The organism is Candidatus Pantoea symbiotica, from assembly GCF_056491525.1.
In genome coordinates this window covers 637405-660136 of sequence record NZ_JBSZHR010000003.1, presented here as the reverse complement: position 1 = coordinate 660136, position 22732 = coordinate 637405, and the positions used below count along the sequence as shown (strand labels likewise).

General features: G+C 55.2%; 13 protein-coding genes. 7 read left to right on the top strand and 6 right to left on the bottom strand.

Annotated elements, in window-relative coordinates:
• The first annotated feature begins 576 nt into the window (after positions 1-576).
• Both ACXIZX_RS23700 and ACXIZX_RS23695 read left to right on the top strand, forming a co-directional pair.
• Positions 577-3264: a cation-transporting P-type ATPase gene (locus tag ACXIZX_RS23700; RefSeq protein WP_479405228.1), complete on the top strand. Its 2688-nt coding sequence runs from the start codon at positions 577-579 to the stop codon at positions 3262-3264.
• A 125-nt stretch (positions 3265-3389) separates the two neighbouring features.
• The gene (locus tag ACXIZX_RS23695; RefSeq protein ID WP_154191602.1) at positions 3390-4430 is read left to right on the top strand and encodes an AI-2E family transporter; all 1041 of its coding nucleotides are present in this window, start codon (positions 3390-3392) and stop codon (positions 4428-4430) included.
• A gap of 74 nt (positions 4431-4504) precedes the next feature.
• Here the strand turns inward: ACXIZX_RS23695 and ACXIZX_RS23690 are convergent, their stop codons facing one another.
• Together ACXIZX_RS23690 and ACXIZX_RS23685 are read right to left on the bottom strand one after the other, a co-directional pair.
• On the bottom strand, positions 4505-7549 hold the full coding sequence (locus ACXIZX_RS23690) for an efflux RND transporter permease subunit (protein ID WP_479405227.1): 3045 nt from the start codon (positions 7547-7549) through the stop codon (positions 4505-4507).
• The gene (locus tag ACXIZX_RS23685; protein WP_479405226.1) at positions 7549-8637 is read right to left on the bottom strand and encodes an efflux RND transporter periplasmic adaptor subunit; all 1089 of its coding nucleotides are present in this window, start codon (positions 8635-8637) and stop codon (positions 7549-7551) included. Before ACXIZX_RS23685 ends, ACXIZX_RS23690 begins: the two co-directional genes overlap by 1 nt.
• Before the next feature lie 507 nt (positions 8638-9144).
• On the opposite strand from ACXIZX_RS23685, the gene ACXIZX_RS23680 reads away from it, so the two are divergent.
• Positions 9145-11844, top strand: a complete 2700-nt coding sequence (locus ACXIZX_RS23680; protein WP_479405225.1) for a cation-transporting P-type ATPase — start codon at positions 9145-9147, stop codon at positions 11842-11844.
• Between the two features lie 36 nt (positions 11845-11880).
• On the opposite strand, the gene ACXIZX_RS23675 is transcribed toward ACXIZX_RS23680, so the two are convergent.
• The 4 genes from ACXIZX_RS23675 to ACXIZX_RS23660 form a co-directional block, all read right to left on the bottom strand.
• Positions 11881-14946 carry an efflux RND transporter permease subunit gene (locus ACXIZX_RS23675; RefSeq protein ID WP_479405224.1) on the bottom strand — a complete coding sequence of 1022 codons (3066 nt, stop codon included), beginning with the start codon at positions 14944-14946 and terminating at the stop codon, positions 11881-11883.
• Positions 14943-16088 carry an efflux RND transporter periplasmic adaptor subunit gene (locus ACXIZX_RS23670; protein WP_479405223.1) on the bottom strand — a complete coding sequence of 382 codons (1146 nt, stop codon included), beginning with the start codon at positions 16086-16088 and terminating at the stop codon, positions 14943-14945. The genes ACXIZX_RS23675 and ACXIZX_RS23670 overlap by 4 nt, the downstream gene beginning before the upstream one ends.
• 79 nt (positions 16089-16167) lie before the next feature.
• The gene (locus ACXIZX_RS23665) at positions 16168-17361 is read right to left on the bottom strand and encodes a sensor histidine kinase (protein WP_479405222.1); all 1194 of its coding nucleotides are present in this window, start codon (positions 17359-17361) and stop codon (positions 16168-16170) included.
• Positions 17358-18053: a response regulator transcription factor gene (locus tag ACXIZX_RS23660; RefSeq protein WP_179452515.1), complete on the bottom strand. Its 696-nt coding sequence runs from the start codon at positions 18051-18053 to the stop codon at positions 17358-17360. Before ACXIZX_RS23660 ends, ACXIZX_RS23665 begins: the two co-directional genes overlap by 4 nt.
• 124 nt (positions 18054-18177) lie before the next feature.
• On the opposite strand from ACXIZX_RS23660, the gene ACXIZX_RS23655 reads away from it, so the two are divergent.
• The 4 genes from ACXIZX_RS23655 (at position 18178) to ACXIZX_RS23640 (ending at position 22702) form a co-directional block, all read left to right on the top strand.
• Positions 18178-18963: a MipA/OmpV family protein gene (locus ACXIZX_RS23655; protein WP_479405221.1), complete on the top strand. Its 786-nt coding sequence runs from the start codon at positions 18178-18180 to the stop codon at positions 18961-18963.
• Between the two features lie 540 nt (positions 18964-19503).
• A complete protein-coding gene (locus ACXIZX_RS23650; RefSeq protein ID WP_479405220.1) occupies positions 19504-20799 on the top strand; it encodes an MFS transporter in 1296 nt (431 codons plus the stop codon).
• 10 nt (positions 20800-20809) lie between these two features.
• A complete protein-coding gene (locus ACXIZX_RS23645) occupies positions 20810-21808 on the top strand; it encodes a 4-hydroxythreonine-4-phosphate dehydrogenase PdxA (RefSeq protein ID WP_479405219.1) in 999 nt (332 codons plus the stop codon).
• Between the two features lie 99 nt (positions 21809-21907).
• On the top strand, positions 21908-22702 hold the full coding sequence (locus ACXIZX_RS23640; RefSeq protein ID WP_479405218.1) for a sugar phosphate isomerase/epimerase family protein: 795 nt from the start codon (positions 21908-21910) through the stop codon (positions 22700-22702).
• Positions 22703-22732: the final 30 nt, after the last annotated feature.

Sequence of the window (22732 nt, the reverse complement as noted above, 5' to 3'; positions counted from 1 at the left end):
GACCACAGAAAAACTGCGCCATCGCCCTAAAAGGTGAGAAGTATTAACGGGATGTTTTTGTTATCGATGAGCATAGACGCAGATGTCAAAAAAAGTAAAGGCAGATAGCTTGTAATATTTTTGACGAAATAAACAACATTTAACTTCATGTAATTTCAATTATCAGGAATTAAAATCCGCATTGGCAGGATAAAATACTTACGCAAAGTAACCTCATTAATTGCTTAAAAACGCCCAGCCTTATGAATTATCACACTATATTTTTATTATTCTCCGTGATCGGATTAGTCTGATGAGATAAATGGGTTTCGCCTCGCGACTTTTATTGAGAAATGAATGTGTTGAATATCCCTGTGCTACGTTTATAGCGTTCATTTTTCAAAATACTTTCAATCTCGTATAGATAATACGGCTGCTCCACTGCCGCTGAGCAGTCATTAATTACATATATTTCAATCTGAAACGGACCACTTCTCCAGCTGAGTAAGTCAGGTCTGATCTTTTCGTTCAATGTCGACTTGTTAATCACGGGATATCACCGCCTTGATTTCCGAAACAGGATTTGAGGAGAAAGCGATGAATACTGCTAAACCGGAAAGTACCTATTATCAACTTTCTGTCGATGAAACGCTGGCCAGTACGCAAAGTTCCAGCGAGGGAATCAGTAGTGCTGAAGCGGCGGCGCGCTTAACACAGTACGGGGAAAATGCTCTGCCACAGAAACCCGGCAAGCCGGTTTGGCTGCGTTTTCTCGCCCACTTTAACGATGTTCTCATCTATGTTCTGCTCGCCGCCGCGCTGCTGACTGCCGTAATGGGACACTGGGTCGATACGCTGGTGATCCTTGGTGTCGCGGTGGTGAATGCCCTGATTGGACACATTCAGGAGAGCAACGCGGAAAAATCCCTGCAAAGTATTCGCAATATGCTCTCCAGCGAAACGGTGGTGATCCGCGCCGGCAATCACGAAACGCTGCCTACCACCGCGCTGGTGCCGGGTGATGTGGTGGTGATCCGCGCCGGTGACCGCATCCCGGCGGACTTGCGCGTGATTGAGGCGCATAACCTGCGCGTTGAAGAAGCGATTCTGACCGGCGAATCCACCGTGGTCGAGAAGGGCACGGACGCGTTGACCGGAGAGCTGCCGCTCGGCGACCGCACCAATCTGCTGTTCTCAGGCACCACCGTGAGTTCGGGCGGCGGTAAAGGGCTGGTGATCGCCACCGGCGGCGCCACGGAACTTGGCCACATCAACCAGATGATGTCCGATATCGAAAAGCATCGCACGCCGCTGTTGGTGCAGATGGATAAGCTCGGCAAAGCCATTTTCCTGATCATCCTGGCGATGATGGCCGCGCTGTTTGTCTTCAGTTTGCTGTTCCGCGACATGCCGGTTTCTGAACTGATGCTGTCACTGATTAGCCTCGCCGTGGCATCGGTTCCTGAAGGATTACCGGCGATTATCTCGATCATTCTGTCGCTTGGCGTGCAAACCATGGCGAAGCAGCAGGCGATCATCCGCAAACTGCCTACCGTAGAAACGCTGGGTGCGATGACGGTGATCTGCTCGGATAAAACCGGCACGCTGACCATGAATGAAATGACGGTGAAAGCGATTATCACCGCCGATCAAATTTACCGCGTTGATGGCGTTAGCTATGAACCGGTCGGCGCCATCCATAAAGCCGATGACGCCGTGCCGGTGAAAGTGGCGCAAGGCTCGATACTGGAGCGCTATCTGCGCACCATCGATCTGTGTAACGACAGCCAGCTGATCAAAGATGAAAACGGCCTGTGGAAAATCACCGGCGGCCCGACGGAAGGCGCGCTCAAGGTGCTGGCCGCCAAAGGACATCTGCCTTCAGTCACCACCGAACTGCGCAATAAAATCCCCTTTGATTCGCAATACAAATACATGTCGACGCACTATCTGATCGGCGATGAAGAGTGCGTATTGTTGACCGGCGCGCCTGACGTGCTGTTCAGACATTGCCAGCAGCAGCAAACCGAAGCCGGGCTGCAACCGATCGATCTGGCGTGGTGGGAAGCCAAAATTGAAGAGTATGCGCGCGAGGGCTTACGCATGGTGGCGGCGGCCTGGAAACCGGCCACGCCAGGGCAAAGTGAATTGACGCATCAGGATCTGCAGCAGGGCATGATATTGCTCGGCATCGCCGGGATGATGGATCCGCCGCGACCCGAAGCCATCACCGCGATTGGCGACTGTCTGCAAGCCGGGATTCGCGTGAAAATGATCACCGGAGACCATCCACAAACCGCGATGAGTATTGGGCAGATGCTGGGGATCGGCAACGCCAGCACCGCCATCACCGGACGCGAATTGGAGGTGATGGATGATCATCAACTCGGCGAGGCGGCGCAGGCCTACGACATCTTTGCCCGTACCAGCCCGGAAGATAAGTTCCGTTTGGTACAGGCGCTACAGAGCAAGAAAGAAGTGGTCGGGATGACCGGCGATGGCGTTAACGATGCGCCTGCGCTGAAGCAGGCCGATGTCGGTATAGCCATGGGGATCAAAGGCACTGAAGTGACCAAAGAAGCGGCCGATATGGTGTTAACTGACGACAACTTCGCCACCATTGCCAGCGCGGTGCGGGAAGGGCGGCGAGTGTATGACAACCTGAAAAAGACCATTTTGTTCATCATGCCAACCAACCTCGCGCAGGGCTTGCTGATCATCATTGCCTTGCTGGCGGGTAACTTAATTCCGCTGACACCAGTGTTGATTTTGTGGATGAACATGGCGACCTCCGCCACGCTCTCTTTCGGCCTGGCGTTTGAAGCGGGTGAACCCAACATCATGCGTCGTCCACCGCGCGATCCCAAACTGCATGTGATGGATGGCTTCGCCATCTGGCGCGTGATTTTTGTTGGTTCGATGATTGCCATCAGCGCCTTCGTGCTGGAAGCCTGGCTGCAACCGCGCGGCTATTCGCCGGAATTTATCCGTACCGTGTTATTACAAACGCTGGTGACGGCGCAATGGTTCTATATGCTGAACTGCCGTGTGTCTGACGGCTTCTCATTAAGCAAAGGCTTGCTGATGAATAAAGGCATCTGGATTGTTAGCGGCGTGCTGCTGGTCCTGCAATTGCTGATTATTTACGCGCCCTTTATGCAGCTGCTGTTTGGTACCACCGCGCTACCGTTACGCTACTGGATTATTACCCTGATCATTGGCTTCGTGATGTTTTTAATTGTCGAAATCGAAAAACCATTAACGCGGAGATTCAGAATCAATTAATAGCGCGTGACATTCAGGCCGCTGCAATTACGGCCTGAATGTTTTTCGTCACTTGACCTCAAACAAGGCCCAGCGCACAGGTTTTTCTCTATAATACATTTTGTATAGGATGAAGGATCTTAATGATGGGATTGAACGAGTTTCCTTTATGGTCAAGACTTTTGCGCGTGCTGTTAATTCTCGCCACGCTTACCATAATTCTGACCGGTATTTATCTGGCATCAGCGTTAATTAATCAGGTGATGCTGTCGCTGTTTCTGGCGATAATGCTCGACCCATTAATTAGTCGGCTGGAAAGAAAACGCGTTCCGCGTTTACTGTCATCCCTGCTGGTGATTGTGCTGCTGTTACTGGTGATTGTATTCACCATCATCAAACTCACGGTATTAACCCCCGATTTAATCCAACTTAGCCGCCAGGCTCCGCAGCTACTGGCCGAACGCTTCGAACCGGTGACGCAGACGTTTAGTCATCTGGGCATTGTGTTGACGCCCAACGACATGCTGGCGTTTGTGGATGCAGGTGCGGTGGTACGCTTTGTCACTGGTTTCCTCACGCAAATTCCCAGCATTCTTTCCTGGTGGCTGATGGTCTTTCTGATGCTGTTTTTCATGCTGTATGAAATGAAAAATTTGAAAACCTTGTTACGTAAACAAGCCGAAGGGAAATATCAGCGCTATTACGTGGCGCTTGAAGAGGGCGTGCAAAGCGTTATCGTTTACGCCCAGGTAAAAACTCTGACCAGTATTGTCGGCGGCATTATTGTCTGGGCAGGCGCGCATCTTCTCGGCCTGAAGTTCGCCTTTTTCTGGGGCGTGTTGATGTTTGTTTTCAACTATATTCCGGTGCTGGGTTCATTTATGGCGGCCATCCCGCCGGTGCTGCAAAGTTATATGCTGTACGATATCCAAACCGCATTGGTGGTCGCGCTGTTCTTTGTGGCGCTGAATTTAATCCTGAGTTCAGTGATTGAACCGTTATTATTGGGCAAGCGGTTGAATATGGCGCTCACTACACAACTGCTAGCGTTTCTTATCTGGCAGTCGCTGTTGGGCATCATTGGCGCAATTCTGGCGATTCCGCTGACGTTTATGTTGAAAAAGATATTGCTGGCGAGCGCTGGGAATGAAACGCAGGGAGAGCATTTTTCAAAAAGGTCGCCATAAATGGCGACCCTACGAACACAGATCTCGCTTTTGTAGGGTCGCCATTTATGGCGACCTCAACATACCCCAAAGCATCAAACCCTCTTACCCGTATAAAAACTCTGATACAGCACCGGCAACACCAGCAGCGTCAGCACCGTAGCGAAGCCTAAACCGAAAATGATCACCACCGCCATGCTCTGGAAAAACACATCGCGCAGCAGCGGTAGCAGGCCGAGCACGGTGGTGAAGGCGGTGAGCAGAATAGGGCGCAGACGCGACGTTGCGGCATCCAGAATCGCTTGCTGCAACGGCTGATGCCGCGCCAGCTGGCGCGTTTCCTCAACCAGCACGATACCGTTACGAATCAACATCCCCGACAAACTCAATAAACCAATCAACGCCATAAAACCAAACGGAATGCCGGTGAGCAGGAAGCCGCAGGTGACGCCTATCAGCGCCAGCGGCACGGTAATCCAGATCGCCAGCGCATCACGCAGCGAATTAAACATCAGCACGGTAATGATAAACATCGCGAGGAAACCTAACGGCAGCGATCCGAGCAGGCCGCTCTGGGCATCACGGGAACTCTCCAGCTCGCCGCCCCATTCCAGATGGTATCCGGCGGGCAAGTTCAGTTTCTCGATTGCAGGCTGCACGCGCGCCACAATCTCTGCAGCGGTGCGACCGCTGGCCGGATCGGGATCGGTCTGTACCGTTAATACGCGCATGCGGTCGCGACGCATAATCAGCGGATCTTCCCATTCCAGCTGGAAATCACTCACCAGATTGGCCAGCGGCACATAGCGCTGCTGCGCCTGACTCCACACCTGAACATTGCCAAGATGATCGATATTCTGCCGCTCCTGCTCGGCGGTTTGCAGCATGATCGGCATCAACCGCGAGCCTTCGCGCAGCAAGCCGACGCTATCGCCGCTGAAGTTGATACGCAGCGCCCGGTCGATATCGCGCTTGTCCACGCCCAGCTCCTGACCGCGCAGCGGCGAATACTGTGGACGGATCACTTTACTGCGCGCCTGCCAGTCATTACGCGGTGGAAATGCGCTGCCTTCGGCGAGGAAAATGTCATCTATCTGGCTGGCAATCTGCCGCAGCGTGATGGGATCGGGGCCGGTTACGCGCAACGCAATCGCGCTGTCGCTGGCACTGCCGAAATTGATGCGTTTGATGCGCTCCGTCACCTGCGGGAAACGATCGCGGATGTGCTGCTCGGTCTGCTGCGCCAGCGTTTCCAGCTGCTTCGCGTCCTGCACGCGCACCATAATCTGTCCGTAATTACTGTACTGACGCGTCGCGTCGTAGGTCAGCGTAAACCGCATCGCGCCCTGACCAATGGTGGTCACGGTGCTTGTGACGCCCGGCTGCTGGCTGATCCAGCCTTCAATCTCGCGCGCGGTTTGTGCGGTGTAATCGATATCGGTGCCATACGGCAGCCACAGATCGGTGAAGAAAATCGGCGTATTGGAGGCAGGGAAGAAGTTCTGCTTCACGTAGCCAAAGCCATAGATCGAGGCGGCCAGACACGCGGCCATCAGCAGCAAGGTGGTAATGCGGAAGCGCAACAGCGTAGTGAGCACACGGCGATACAGGCGGAATACCACGCCCTGATACGGCTGCGCGGTTTCTTTGCTGACAACCTGTCGACCATCCATCCACTGCACGAATACCGGAGTCAGCGTCAGCGCGGTGATCCAACTCAGCAGCAAAGAAATCAGCAGCACCTGGAACAGCGATTTACAGTATTCGCCGGTGGAATCCTGCGATAACCCAATCGGCGCGAAGGCAATGATGGCGATCACCGTGGCGCCGAGCAGCGGCAGCGCGCTGCGTTTTACCATCTGCATCATCGCCTGTTGCAACGGCTTGCCGCGCTGGCGATCGACCTTAATCCCTTCCACCACCACGATAGCGTTATCCACCAGCATGCTGAGTGAGATAATCAGCGCACCCAGCGACACGCGCTGCAGCTCAAGCTTAAACAGATACATGATCAGCAGCGTGCCCAGCACATTGAGCGCCAGCGAGGCGGCGATCACCATACCGCTGCGTACACCCATAAACAGCAGCAGCGTTCCCACCACAATCGCCAACGCCATCAGGAAGTTATTGATGAAGCCATCCACCGACTGCTTCACTTCCTGCGCCTGGTTATAAAACACGTTCAGATCCATGCCGAGCGGTTTGGCCTGCTGATGCTGCTGAATTTTGGCGCTTAACGCATCGCCAACGTCGATGACGTTGACGCCAGGCGCAAAGGAAACGCCCATTGCCAGTGCGGCGTTGCCGTTTGCGTGATAGAGATTGCCCGGCTGATCGTTAACGCCATAGCTGAGCGTGGCGATATCGCGCAGCAACACTTGCTGGCTGCTGCCGGGCGCAGAGATTGGCAGCGCACCGATCTCGTCCAGCGACTGGAATTCGCCGGTGGGATGGAAGCGGATCGCTTCATTGCCGATGCGAATCTGGCCCGCATCGGAGACGGCATTAACGCTGTTGAGCAACGCGGCCACGCGCTGCGGCGTCACGCCCAGCGCCGCCATCTTCTGGCTGGAGAGCGTGATATTCACCTGCTCCTGCTCGATACCGGCAATCGCCACTTTCGCCACGCCGGGTACCAGATTCAGTTCACGCCGCAGCTGATCGGCGTAAGTCCGCAGCTCGCTGTTGGTGAAGTTCTCGCCCGACAGGGTAAAGAAGTAACCGTACACATCGCCAAAGTCGTCATTTACCAGCGGTGCGCTGACGCCGGGAGGAAACTGGCGTGTGGCATCGTCAACGCGGCGACGCAGTTCATCCCATACCTGCGGCAAATCGTCGGCGCGATAGTGGCTGTGAATCGTAACGGTGATCTGCGATAAACCGTTGCTGGAGATCGAACTGACGTTGTCGAGCGACGGCAAACGCTGCAAGGCGTTCTCCAGCGGCAGCGTGACTTCCTCTTCCACCTGCTGCGCCGACGCGCCGGGATAGTGCGTCACGATCACCGCCGATTTGATGGTGAAAAGCGGATCTTCCAGGCGGCCAATGTTGAGCAGCGCAAAAATGCCACCCACGCCGAGCAGCAGGATCACCAGCCAGCTGCGAATCGGGTATTTGAGAAACTGTTCCAGCAGGCGCATCACAGACCTCGCTCGCGTGTCCACAGGCGCACCGCCTGACCATCACGCAGATCGCTGACGCCCGCCACCACAATGCGATCGCCCACTTTTAAGCCGGAGAGAATTTCGATGCCCTGCGCATTGAGTTTTCCCACCACTACCGGCTGCTGCTGGACGTTAAGTGCATCGCCTTCACCGCTTACCAGCCACACGTAAGGCTGATTCGGCAGGCTATGATCCGGGTTAAACACCGCGTTGGCTGGCACGCGCAGCAGCGGCGTGCCATCGGAAGTGGGCAGGTTATGCATCTGCACTTTCACCGTGCCGCTCAAGCCGCTGACCTGCGGTAAATCCGTCGGGCGCGGCATCGTCAGCACCACTTGCCAGGTTAGCGTGGCGGCATCAGCTTCTGCGCGATGCTCTTTATATGCTGCGCGAAACGTCCGGCCCGGCAGCGCATTCAGGCTGATCTCTGGCTGATAACTCAGGTTCTGCACGTCGAGGCTGGTGAACAGGTTTTCCGGCACGCTGAAAATCACATCCAGCACATCGTTGCGGCTGATCACCGCCACCGTTTGTCCGGCGGCGACCACTTGATGATTTTGGGATGCTACGCTGGTGACGATGCCATCAAAGGGTGCGCGCAAGGTGTGATAATCCAGCTCCTCTTTGGCGATGTTGAGCGCCACAGCGGCGGAGTCGCGGTTCGCCTTTTGCACATCCATATCTGCCTGCGAAACCGCACTGCGCGTGGCCAGCGCGCTGAAGCGTTGATACTGGCGATCTGCCAGCAGGAATCTGTTTTGTTGATCGTTGACCCGCAGCTGCGCATCGGTATCGATCTGTCGGCCAATCACCTCGCCAGCCTTAACATGGCTGCCTTCACGCACCTGCAACTGCGCCAGCCGGCCGGTACGCTTAAACGCCAGTTCGGTGTAATCGCCCGCTGAAATACGCGCCGGGAATACCCTGACTTTTTCTGTGGTATTTTCCGTCAGCGTTAGCGCTTTAATTACGCGCGGTGCGCTGATTTCATCACCGCTTTTATTGTCACAACCGATCAAAACCAAACAAATTAGAAGTGCGCCCAGCACTGGCCAATTATTCATGCCCCAGCCTCAATAAGAGAGAAAGGGCGGGAATATGCCATTGTCTGAAGGAGGGAATAATGACCCTTCGCAAAATAAGGGTCATTAGAGGAAATGAATTCTGTGTGTTTAAACTTGGTTTAATTTAGCTGTGTCTGGCGAGATCAATTATGCCACCATGCGCGAGACCACATGGTAAGAGAGTAAACCGATGGCGGTGGCTGATGATACTGCAATGATAATAAAGGAAATAATTATCGGTATTGTCAGGTTGTGTATTTTATTCATAATAATTCTCCCTATGAATAATAGATTCCAGGATGAAACTAAAATTAATATTCGTTACGCACTCTTTCTGTTTGTGTTTAAATAATAACGCTACGCAATCAGTGCTATCTCTATTAGCATCACACTTCTAAATCGGTAAAAACATGACCACGGTCAGTATGCTTTGGGAAAATATAATTAAAATGTGTTTTTTATTTTCGCACGCTTTTATATTTTCAATTCAATAGCACGGGGTTAATTATGACTGTTATTCCTATTCAGCCAAAACGTCCGGAGGCATCCGCGCGGCCCTATTATCAGCAGGATAACGCCGCGGTATTTAACGCAATAAACAGCTCACCAGCGGGGTTGAGCACCATCGATGCCCAGCAACGACTCGACGCCAACGGGCCGAACGTGCTGCCGCAGAAAGCGGAAAAATCATTGCTGATGCGTTTTCTGGCGCATTTCAAAGATGTGTTGATCTATATCCTGCTGGCTGCGGCGGTGATCACGGCGGTAATGGGCCACTGGGTGGATACCTTTGTGATTCTCGGCGTGGCGGTGATCAACGCCATGATCGGCTTCATTCAGGAGAGCAACGCCGAAAAGTCGCTAAAAAGCATCCAGAACATGATGTCGAGCGATGCCATGGTGCTGCGCGACGGCCAGCAGATCACCGTCGCTACGCAGGATCTGGTGGTGGGCGATGTGGTGATGCTGCGTCCAGGCGATAAGATCCCGGCGGATTTGCGTCTGTTCGAGGTGCATAACCTGCGCGTCGAAGAGGCGATTCTGACTGGCGAATCAACGGTAGTGTCAAAAAACACCGTGGCGCTTGAGGGCGAAAAGGCGCTTGGCGATCGCCTGAATCTGGCCTATTCCGGCACCACCGTCAGTTCGGGTACTGCGCTGGGCGTGGTGATTGCTACCGGCGGCGATACCGAGCTGGGCCACATCAATGCGATGATCTCTTCGATTGAAGAGGCGAAAACCCCGCTGCTGGTACAGATCGACAAACTCGGCAAAGCCATCTTCGGCATCATCATGCTGATGATGATTGCGCTGTTCGTGTTTGGTTACCTGTTGCGCGACATCGCGGTGACGGAGCTGCTGCTGTCGGTGATCAGCCTGGCGGTGGCGGCGGTGCCGGAAGGTTTACCGGCGATTATCTCGATCATTCTGTCGCTTGGCGTGCAGTCGATGGCGCGAAATCACGCCATCATTCGTAAGCTGCCGACGGTCGAAACGCTTGGTGCTATGACGGTGATCTGCTCGGATAAAACCGGCACGCTGACCATGAACGAGATGACGGTGAAAGCGGTGGTGCTGGCGAACAGCCAGTGGCGCATCAGCGGCAACAGTTACGAACCTAAAGGCGAGTTTACCCTTGAAGCTGGTCAGCAGAGCGATGCGCTGATGCAGGGCTTCTTGCAGGTGGTGGATATCTGTAACGAAAGCCAGCTGCGTCAGGACGCCAACGGCAACTGGGGCATTGTCGGTGGACCAACCGAAGGCGCGCTGAAAGTGCTGGCCGCCAAGGCGGGCATCCCGAGTGACAAGGTGCAGATTCTCAGCAAGCTGCCGTTTGATTCCGCCTACAAATACATGGCGGTGAGCTGCCTGATTGATGGCAAACCGTGCCTGCTGATGACCGGCGCGCCCGATGTGTTGCTGTCGCTGTGTCAGCAGCAGCAGGGCGCAACCGAAGCGGAAGTGATTGATCGCGGCTACTGGGAAGCGGCGATCACCACGTACGCCAGCGAAGGGTTGCGCACTGTTGCCGCCGCGTGGCGCTGGCTGCCGGAAGCGCAGCATCATATCGATCACGACGATTTACGCAACGGCATGAAGATGCTGGGCCTGGCCTGCATGATGGATCCGCCGCGTCCGGAAGCTATCACCGCGATTCGCGACTGCCAGCAGGCAGGAATTCGCGTGAAGATGATCACCGGCGACCACCCAGAAACCGCGATGGCGATTGGCCAGATGCTGGGCATTGGTAACAGCGATTCTGCGATTACCGGCTATCAGTTGGAGCACATGGATGATGCGGAGTTGGGCGTGGCGGCGCGTGAGTACGACATCTTTGCCCGTACCAGCCCCGAGCATAAGTTGCGTCTGGTGAAAGCGCTGGAGAGCAGCGGTGAGATCGTCGGCATGACCGGTGATGGCGTCAATGATGCGCCTGCGCTGAAGCAGGCCAACGTCGGTATCGCGATGGGCATCAAAGGCACCGAAGTGACCAAAGAGGCGGCGGATATGATCCTCGCCGATGACAACTTCGCCACCATCGCGGCAGCGGTAAAAGAGGGCCGACGCGTCTACGATAACCTGAAGAAAACCATTCTGTTTATCATGCCGACTAACCTGGCGCAGGGATTGCTGATCATCATTGCGATTTTGATGGGCAACCTGCTGCCGCTAACGCCGGTGCAGATTCTGTGGATGAACATGGCGACCTCGGCAACGCTGTCGTTTGGTCTGGCATTCGAACCGGCAGAGCGCAACATCATGCGCCGTCCGCCGCGTAACGCACGCAGCCCGGTGATGGATGGTTACGCCATCTGGCGCGTGATTTTCGTCGGCCTGCTGATTTCGATTAGCGCCTTCGTGCTGGAAGCCTGGCTTCAGCCGCGCGGCTATACGCCGGAGTTCATCCGTACCGTGCTGCTGCAGATGCTGGTAACCGCGCAGTGGGTTTACATGCTGAACTGCCGCAACAGTAATGGATTCTCGCTGGATGCCGGCTTACTGAAAAACCGTGGAATCTGGCTGGTCACCGTGGTGCTTATCGCGCTGCAGGCGATGATTATCTATGTACCATTGATGAACACGCTGTTTGGCACCGCGCCGCTGCCGTTTAAATACTGGCTGATTTCGCTGGCGGTGAGTGTGGGGATCTTTGTGCTGGTGGAGATAGAAAAGCGCCTGACACGCGGCTGGCGTCTGGCACGTTAAGTCATGTTGGCTGGCGCAATGCCAGCCAACACTTTGTCATTTAGCTGAAGACGTTGATTCACGCTGCATCACCAAACTGAGCGCAGCGGGCAACACCGTCAGCGTCATCATTGTTCCCACCAGTAACCCACCAATGATGGCGTAGGCCATCGGCCCCCAAAACACCTGATGAGAAATTGGAATCATGCCTAAAATCGCGGCGCATGCGGTGAGAAGAATCGGGCGGGCACGATGCTCTGCCGCTTTGCTTACCGCATCGTTGCGCGACATGCCAGCACGCAGATTGCTATCGGCTTCCATGATCAGGATAACGGCGTTGCGGATGATCATGCCGGCCAGCGCAATCATCCCGAGCAGGGCGACAAATCCCATCGGCGTACCGCTGGGCAGCATCGCCAGAACAATGCCAGGCAGTCCAAAGGGCGCCATCGCCAATGCCAGCAACATGCGCGATATTCGTTGCAGCTGCACCATCAGCAGAATCAACATGACAAACAACGTCACCGGTAATACGGCAAACACTGAACCGTTACCTTTATCCGATTCGGCAACCGTGCCCTCTTCATCAAGGGTGTAACCCGGCGCTAATTTAACGCGCAGCTGCTGAACAGCCGTACTAAGCTGCGCGGATGTGGCTTCCGCCTGCATGCCTGCTGCCACATCCGTTTGTACCACCACATAGGGAAAACCCTGTCGACGCCACATCACCGGATCCTGCAATCCCCACTGCAGCGTCGCCACCTGGCCGATGGCGATCTTCGTGCCTGCCGCGGTGGTCAGTTTGAGCGCAGCGAGGCTACTCAAATCCAGCCGGTCAGCATCGTTGGCGCGCAACACCACATCAACCAGCCGGTTATGATCTCTCACGGTAGTCACGCTTTGACCGGACCACACGCGGTTCAGCAGCTGCGCGATATCCTGTGAAGAGACGCCAGCCGCGCGGGCTGCGGTCTGGTTCACCGCAAAGGTGATGACGCGTTCGGCCTCGCCCGCCGTCAGGTTTACACTGCGCGTCGCGCGGGATTGCCCGAGGATGCCGGCCAGCTTTTCTGCATACTGTTTCACCACATCGTAATGCGGCCCGCTGATGCGATAGCGGATCGGCCAGCCAACCGGCGGACCCAGTTCCAGCGGCGATACGCGCGTCACCACATCGCTGAATTCACCTGCCAGCAGGCGGTCGAGTTGGGCTTTCAACCGATCTCTCGCCGCCAGATTTTTGGCTACCACTACCAGCTGGGCGATGTTTTCATCATCGTTCAGCACGTCCATCGGTAGATAAAAACGCACGGCGCCGCTGCCGCTGTAGGAGGATAAATGGTCAATGTTCGAGTTGCCGCTGAGTTTCGCTTCGAGCTGTTCCACCACACTTAGCGTGCGCGCCTGCGATGCGTTTGCGGGCAGCGTGAGGCTGACCAGCAGCTCCGGGCGGTCGGAGGCGGGGAAAAACTCGCCCTGCATATGGCTCATGCCCCAGATGGCGACCATCAGCGAAGCACCCGCCAGACCGAGCGTGAAACCTCGATGGCGCAGGACCTGTGAAATCAGATGGCGATAGAAACGCAGCAATAAACCGGGTTTGGCGTGCGATTTACCTGGCCTTGATGACAAAATCCAACTGCCGGTCAACGGAGAGAACAGCACCGCGACAACCCAGGAACTGAGTAGCGAGATCAGCACTACCACAAACAGCGAGTAGCAATATTCTCCCGCGCCGGATGCAGCGAAGCCAACGGGAATGAAACCGGCAATCATCACCAGCGTGCCGGTTAGCATCGGAAATGCGGTGGTTTCAAAGGCCACCGTGGCGGCGCGCCAGCGGGAATCACCGGCTTCAAGTCTAGCGACCATGGTTTCCACCGCGATCATCGCGTCATCAACCAACAAGCCCAGCGCAATGATCAGCGCACCGAGGGAAATACGTTGCAGCCCAATGCCCGCCAGCATCATGCCGGTAAACGTCATCGCCAGCACTAATGGAATTGCCGCTGCCACCACTAAACCGGCGCGCAGCCCGAGCGACACGAAAGAGACGGCCAGCACAATAACGATAGCTTCGCCGAGAACCCGCACAAATCCACTGACCGCATTGCTGACCACCCGCGACTGATCGGCCACTTTTGTAACCTCAATGCCGTGCGGCAATTGGCGGGCAATTTGCGATATCTTAGCCGTCAACGCGTTGCCAAAGTCCAGCATATTGCCGGTCGGCGCCATGGAGATCGCCAGCCCAATCGCGGGCTTACCGTTGACGCGATAAAGCGGCGTTGGCGGTTCGGCAGGCACACGCGACAGCGTGACGATATCGGTCAGGGGAATGTAGCGATCGTTGATATGCAGCGTAACGGCGCGCAGGCTTTGTTCCGAGTTGAAGGCACCGCTGACGCGCAGCGAGATGTTATCGCTGTCGGTGCGAATGACGCCTGCGGGTGATAAGGCATTCTGTGCCTGCAAGGCATCGGTGACCTGCTGCAGGCTCAGGCCCAGACCTGCGAGTTTGCGCGGAGAAAAGCTGGCAACAATCTGCTCCTCCTGCACACCGAGCAACGCAATTTTGCCGATGTCTGGCACGCTCATCAGCCGATCTCGAATGGATTCGACGCGATCGCGCAATTCACGTGCACTGAATCCTTCAGCGGTAAAACCGTAAATCGTGCCAAAGGTATCGTCAAAATCGTCATTGACCGCCGGGCCTGTAACGCCCGCAGGCAGCGTGCTGCTGACATCCTGCATTTTCTTGCGGACCTGATACCAGATGTCCTGCACTTTGGCGGGCGGCGTGCTATCGCGCAGATTCACAAAGATAACGGTTTTGCCGGGATGTGTTTCGCTCTGCACGTAATCCAGATACGGCACTTCCTGCAGCTTCTTCTCCAGCGGCTCAGTCAATAGTTGCACCGTATCGTTGAGATCGGCGCCGGGCCACTGCGCCGAGACCACGGCGGTTTTGATAGTAAAAGCAGGATCTTCGTTACGCGGCAGCGCCTGATAGCTGAGCACGCCCGCGCCAATGATCATCAGCATCAGAAAAGCCATCAGCTGTTGATGAGTTAGCGCCCAGGCGGAAAGGTTGAATTTAGCGCGAGCTGAATGTTCATTCATGGCTGCTCATCTCCCAGCGAAACCGCTTCGCCATCGCGCAATGTGCTCACGCCTGCCGTGACCACGCTTTCGCCTGCTGTGAGACCACTCGCGATATAGACTTCACTGACGGTGAAGCGGGAAATCACCACTATGCGGCGCGTTACCTTGCCGCGCTGCGCATCCAGCACAAACACCGCCGGCTTGCCTGCCAGTCGAGTGAGCACGGATGCAGGAAGGATGAAGGTTCGCGGATCGCTTTCTGGCAGCGCAACGCTGACGCTTGCGCCCAGCAGCATCGCTGGCGGCGGATCGTCCAACGTTAATCGAACCCGCCAGGTGCGCGTCTGTGGATCAGCCTGCGGGCTGATATCGCGCAGATGCGCCTGCGCGGTGATCGCCGGTGAAGAGAGCAGAGTTACGAGAAAGGCGTCGCCGGGGAGCGAGGAAAATGCTGCCGGGAAGGGCACGTCGAGAGCCACATCCCGCTGTGCACCGCTTGCCAGCGACATCACCTTTTGACCGGCGCTCACTACCTGTCCGGCAGATGCGCTGACGGCGGTGATCACACCGCTGGAAGGGGCCGTTAGCTGCGTCCAGCGCAGATTTTCTTTCGCGTTATTAAGTGTGGCTTCGCTGCTTTGCAGGCGCGCTGCGGCGGATTGCCATTCTGATTGCGCGCTGTCGAGTTGCGCCCGCGCAATCGCACCGGAGGGCATCAACTGTTTCATGCGGTGCAGATTCAGCGCCGCGACGCGTTCCGTTGCCCGTGCGCTGTCGGTGTCAGCCATCGCACTCTGTAACGCGTTTTTGGTCGTGCTGCTTTCTAATGTGGCCAGCACCTGACCAGCGTTGACGCGGTCGCCCACTTCGGCAGATCGCGCCAGAATCCGCCCATCCAACCTGAAACCCAGCGATGTTTCGTCATGGGCGTGAATATCGCCGGTCATCTGCACCTGCCGCCCTTGCGTGGCGGGCTTCACGATGATGAATTTTACCGGCCGGGGAGGCGCAGGGGGTAAGGGATCGCGTGGCCCGCAGGCGGTGAGCGACAAGGCGATGACCACCATGCAGGGCAACAACGGCAGCAACGCTATTAAGCGTGGTGCATCGATAAGATGATCGGCGGCCTGTTTGACCAGGCCGGTGAAAGAGTCTGTCATGGCGCCTCTCCGTACAAGGATTTGGCGCCATTAAAACGGCTTACTGTCGAGATTCTTTGTACGGTGAGTCAAGATCCTGTCAAGAGCGCGACAACGGCTCCGTACTGACGTTAGGCAAAAAAATTGCCAGGCTGAGGCCACCCTCTTTGGGTAGTTTGGCGCTAATCCTGCCGCCGTGCGCCACGCAGATGGCGCGGGCGATCGACAGGCCAAGTCCGCTGCCGCCTGAGTGTCGCGCGCGTGAGGTTTCGCCGCGCGTGAAGCGTTCAAACATCTCTGGCAGAAACGCCGGTGCGACGCCGGGGCCATCATCCCTGAATTCAATACTGCAGCCTCCCGGCACCGCCCGGGCGATAATCTGCAACTGGCCCGCAGGTTTGCCATAGCGCAAGGCGTTTTCAATCAACACGCTAAAAACCTGACCCAACCGGAAGGGATCGGCGCGGCAGGTGAGCGTGCTGTCTGCTGCCACGCTGATGATCATGCCGCTGGCTTCGGCTTGCGGTCGTACCCAGGCCACACGCTCTCGTGCCAGTTCTCCCGGATTTATCACATGCAGATCCAGCTTAAGTTGCCCGGCGTCGGCCAGCGACAGCAGGTGAAGCTCATCAATGAGTCGGCTCATGTGACGCAACTGTTTCATGACCATTTCCAGCTGCTGCGGTTCGGGCTGAAACACACCATCCAGCAGACCTTGCATTCGACCAATAGCGGCCGTCAGCGGCGAGCGTAGTTCGTGTGCCAGCGCCACGTGCGAGGCGCGCAGTTCACGATCGTAGAGCGCCAGTTGCTGGCTCATGCGATTAAAGTCGTGCGCGAAGTGCAACAGCTCCGCCGGGGCGCTTTTTACCATGGTGGCGGATGAACCAAACTGCCCTTCGGATACCCGATCAGCGGTTTTTTTCAGGTGGCTGAATTGCAGCGCTAGCGGACGGGCGTAGCGCAGAACGGTGAAAGCAACAAACGGCGTAATGATGAAAATCAGGATGATCACCATCAGCCAGTCAGCGGCACCGACCGAAGGATCGGAGTAGCGCACACCCCAGCGTTCATCAACGATCTCGTGGAAGCGCGGCAGATTGGTTTGCGGATGCGCACGCAGTGTCAGAAATTCCTGGCGCATGTCCGGCGGCATATGGTGGATGATCCACAGGTTTTGCAGCGCAAAGCGCAGGAACATAATCCCGGCGACGGCAATAACCGTGACGATGGCCAGCGTCAAAATACGCACGCAGATCCAGCGCCACAGCGTTTGAGGAGGTGACTTTTTCATGGCTGTCTGAACCTGTAACCCACGCCGCGCACGTTGAGTAATATCTCTGACAACCCGGCGATTTCGAGCTTCTTACGCAGGTTGTAGACGTGGGTATCGATCACCCTTTCCAGCGCCTCACTTTCAGGCATACAGGTTTCGATCAGATATTGACGGCTAAGCGCGCGCACTGGCGCTCGCATCAGCGTCACCAGCAGAGAAAATTCGGTTGGCGTGAGGTCAATCCGGGTTGGATGCTGCTCTGGCTGCGCGACGACGGCGGTCATTGCCGCAGTATTAACTTCAAGCGCTTGCCAGCGTAGCACTTCATCCTCGGCAACTGCCGCACGGCTGCGGCGCAGCACGGCCTGCACGCGCGCAACCACTTCACCCGGATGATAGGGTTTCACCACGTAGTCATCCGCGCCTAAGCGCAGCGCGCCGATTCTGTCGGGCGTGTCCGTCATCGCGGTAATCATAATCACCGGCGTGTCAGCGCGGCGTCGCACGGCAGCCAGCACCTCGGTGCCGTTCATGCCGGGTAACATGATGTCGAGCAGAATGAGATCGGGTTTCCACTTCTCAACGCGCTCAAGTCCGCTAAGCCCATTACCGGCAATCTCTACGGCATATCCTTCGCGCAGCAGATAGGCTTCCAGCACGTCTGCCGCGTCTGCATCATCCTCAATAACCAATACTCGTCTGTTGTTCATGGCTCACCTTGACAGTTTCTTCATAAATCCCTGGCACTTAATTGACATTGCTTCGGGATACTCCGACCTGTGACGCAACGCCCGGGCAAGGGGCTAAAAACAGATGGGTAACTGAGGTGACACGATGATAACCAGAAAAAAGGCGCTGTACAGTGGCTGTTTGTTACTGGTCAGTTTCAGTGCCAGCACGCGCGCCGATGATAGCGCAGCGCAGGATGGCGTGATGATGGGCGTAGGCGCGCAGACCACGCCGAAATATAGCGGCGCAAATAAGCAACGCTGGCAGGTGGTGCCGATGGTGCAGGCCCGAAAGGGCGCATTTTTTATCGATTCGCAAAAGGGTGTCGGCTACGATTTGCAAAGTGACAGCGGCCTGTATCTGGAACATACATTGGGATATGGCCTGGGCAGGGCGGACAAGGATTCCGACTGGCGCGATGGTTCTGACAAGCTTCGTGGCATGGGCACAATCAATGCCACGTTCAACACCGGAATTGCTGCCGGTTGGGCGATCTCGCCATGGCTGATTCTTGAAGCGAAAGCCGTACTGCCGCTGACAGCCAGCCAGGGCGTAAATTATCGCACTTCGTTAACCTTGATTCCGCTGCAAAGCCAGGAAGATAACCTTTCCTTGCAGACCTCCGCGCTGTTTGGGGATGCGCGCTACATGCAAACCTGGTACGGCGTTAATGCACGTCAAAGCGTCAAGAGTGGCTATACGACTTACTCAGCAGCAGCAGGATTTTATGGAGTAGAAACCGACCTGACATGGAGTCATCAGTTTACTCAGCACTGGGGCGGCGCACTGAGCGCGGGTTACACGTGGCTGGACGATCACGCGGCAGACAGTCCTATTGTATTTAGGCAGAACCAGCTGACCGCAACAGCGGCGGTGACGTATACGTTCTAGGGACTTTACGCGTTGAATCCTGGCAAAGGCGTACTGACATTGCTGATGGTTATTAGCGTTTGCGCTATGGTACATCTGGCTGTCTATCTTATCTACATCGCTTAAGAAAGTGCTTAGACGAAAAGCGACACGCACTGTAGCGGCACATTAAATTGTCTATTTATCCAGGTGCGCATGAATGCGCACCCTACAAAAACCTCGCCAAACAACGGTAGGGTCGCCATTTATGTCGACCGATAAACCAGCTTCACTCCGCAACATTCACTGCGCATATGTACGCATCAGGAACAGATCGTAACGTTTATTCAATGAGCTTTTGTTTATGGCTTAGTGGTTGATTGTGCATATGTTCATCGTCAGCTGGCAATGCTGAGATGACGATCACACCTTGAACGCTGAAAACTACTTAGCAGGCTTATTGTGATGGTGCTCACAATGAGCAGGCGAAAAATAAGCGATAAAATATAACAAATGAACAACAAGCGTTCATTTGAGCAAGGTGCAGCCCACAACCTCTGACCTAACCCAAAAGGTTCATCCTTGAAAAACCGATACAGTACGAAAGTACTGGCGCTTTTCTGCGCCCTGTCATTTCTGATGTACGTCGATCGCGTCAACCTTTCAACTGCGGCGGGGCTGATAAAGCAGGATCTTGGCCTCAATAACACCGATCTGGGCCTGATTTTTTCTGCCTTCGCTTACACCTACTTAGTGTTTCAGATTATCGGTGGCTGGTTTGTTGACCGTTTCGGCGCACGCAAAACCATTATCATCTGCGGCAGCATCTGGGTGGTCGCAACCATCTGTACCGGTTTCGCGGGTGGTTTCGCTTCGTTGTTCCTGTCACGCATGCTGCTTGGCGTAGGCGAAGGCGCGGCATTGCCGTCACAAGCGCGCGCCATGACATTCTGGTTCTCCAGCGAGAAGCGTGGCTTTGTACAAGGTATCACCCACTCATTTTCACGCTTTGGTAATGCTGTTACGCCATCGCTGGTGGCGCTGTTAGTTCTGATGCACTCCTGGCGCTTCTCATTTATCGCATTGGGCGTTATTACCGCCGTATGGCTCGGTTTCTGGATTGCAGGCTTCCGCGATAACCCGCATCACATTGCCGATATGAGCGAAGAAGAACGCAAGATTTTGCCAAAACTTGATGCCTACATGACGGACAAAGTGAAAGCCCCCACGCCATGGAAAGCGCTGCTCAAGCGTATTGGGCCAACCATGGGCGTCTATTTTTGCTACGGCTGGACCGGCTGGTTGTTCTTCACCTGGCTCCCGACTTTCTTTATGAACGGTCGCGGCATGGACCTGAAATCGTCCGCACTCTTCACCTCAGCAGTATTTCTCTCGGGTGTGGTGGGGAATACCGTCGGCGGCATCGTGAGTGACAAAATCCTAAAACGTACCGGCAATGTAGTGGCGGCGCGACGTAACGTCATTATCTTTAGCTTTCTGAGCGCCGGTTTGCTGCTCATTCCGGTGATTAGCTCCACCAACATGACGGTGATTACCGCCTGTCTTGGTCTGGCCTTCTTCTGCCTGGAACTGACCATTGGGCCTATCTGGGCAGTGCCAATGGAGATCACGCCCAAGTACGTTGGCGTCGCCAGCGGCCTGGTGAATGCCGGCTCAGCGGTGGCGGGCATCATTTCGCCGATTCTGTTTGGCATCATCATTGATAGAACCGGCAACTGGAGCTTGCCATTTTATGGCTCGGTTGTGCTACTGATGGTGGGCATCGTGCTTACCTTCTTTATGCGCCCGGACATTCCGTTGTCTGAAGATTCCCCTTCTCGCGGTGAAGTACAGCCCGCAAATAATGCTTATCACTGAGGAAATCCTGATGAAAAAACCTTCTGTTGCACTGGTGCTGGGCGATCCAGCAGGTATTGGTCCAGAGCTGGTGGCCAAAGTATTGTCGCAGCCGGCGCTACGTGAGTTGGCTAACGTGATTATCATTGCCGACCGCCAGGAGCTGGAAAAAGGCATGACCATTGCCGATCAACGTTTCGACTATGACGAAATTACTGACACCGCAGATATCAGGTTCACGTCGGGTAAACCGTTGCTGCTCAATCATGACTGGTCTTCACGCACGCCTTTTGATTATGGCAATGCTAGCGAGCAGAGCGGCGTGTATATCCTGGAAACGCTGGCGCGTGCGGTCGAATTGACACAGCAGGGCATTACGCAAGGCGTCTGTTTTGCGCCGCTGAATAAGCAAGCGATGCATATGGGAGGGCTGCAGCATCGCGATGAATTGCACTGGTTCGCCGAACTACTGAAGTGGGATAGCTTCTGCTGTGAGGTGAATGTGGTGGATGACCTCTGGGCTGGACGCGCCACTTCGCATATTCCCTTCCGCGATATTGTGAAGAACCTCAGTGTCGAAGGCGTAGTCGATACCATTGCGCTGATGGATCGCACGCTGCGTCAGGCGGGCATCGCTAAGCCGAAAATTGCCGTGCAGGCCCTGAATCCACATGGTGGTGAGAATGGTTTGTTTGGTGATGAGGAACAAACCATCATTAAACCGGCGATGGCAAAAGCCAAATATCAAGGTATTGATGTCTATGGCCCATATCCAGCCGATACCACCTACAAAGCCGTAGATACGCAGCATCTGGATGCCGTGGTTTCGATGTACCACGATCAGTTCGCCACCGCGTTAAAAATGCTTGGCTTCGAACGCGGTATTACCGTACAGGGCGGACTGCCGATTCCAATCGCGACCGCCAATCACGGCACCGCATACAACTTATATGGGCAAAATCTTGCAACGCCATCGGCGTTTGAGAACGCTTTCCGCTTGCTGGTGCGTATGGCAGCCAGCGCGATTTGATTCCCAGTTATCGTTCGATATCCGATTATCAGGAGAATCTTCGCTATGCCAAATTCGCTTAAACTCGGTGTTAACACCTCGATTTTCGATGGGCACGACATGGATGTCGCCTTCGGAATCATTAGCCAGTTAGGTTATGAGTACGTTGAGGTCGCTTATAACCAAGGTTATGTCGGTGACCTGGATGACAGCCTGTATAGCCCGGCCAATGCGCAACGCATACGGACACTGCTGGACAAGCATCAGCTGAAAACGTTGGCGCTCGGTTGCACCTTTAATCTGGCGCGACCCGAAGCGGTTGCGTACCTGCAAACACGCATCGGTTTTGCTCAGGCGATAGGCGTCAAGCTGCTCAACGCCTGTACGGCAAAGCGTGAGGATTATGCGGCGCTGGTGAGTAATTTACGTCAGATCGCGCCATATCTTGAGCAGGCCGATTGTTGCTTACTGATCGAAAATGGTGGCGACCATAATTATGATGCTTTTGCGCTGGCAGCCGAGGGTGAACAGTTGCTGAGAGAGGTGGGCAGTACAGCTGTAGCGTTTAATGGCGACGCTGGCAATATGGTGTCGTTGCGACCTCAGGCGGATGCGATACAACAGATAATGCAGCTGTCGCCACAGATGCGGCATTGTCACATTAAAGATGTATATAAGCAGGGCACAGAGTTTCACTTTCCGCCCATCGGGAAGGGCATATTAGCGTATCAGCCGCTCATCAAGTCACTGGCAATGCACGATATTCCCTGCACGCTGGAAATCCCGCTGCGCATGCATCGACTGGCTGACAGCACGCCGGTACGCAGTGATACGCCAGTGGAACTGGAACGGATTGTTGAAGTGCTGAGGGAGAGTAAAAAGTATATCGATGGATTGCAGAGCGACTTCGGTTGAAGCAAGCACATCAGGTCATTAAAAACGCCC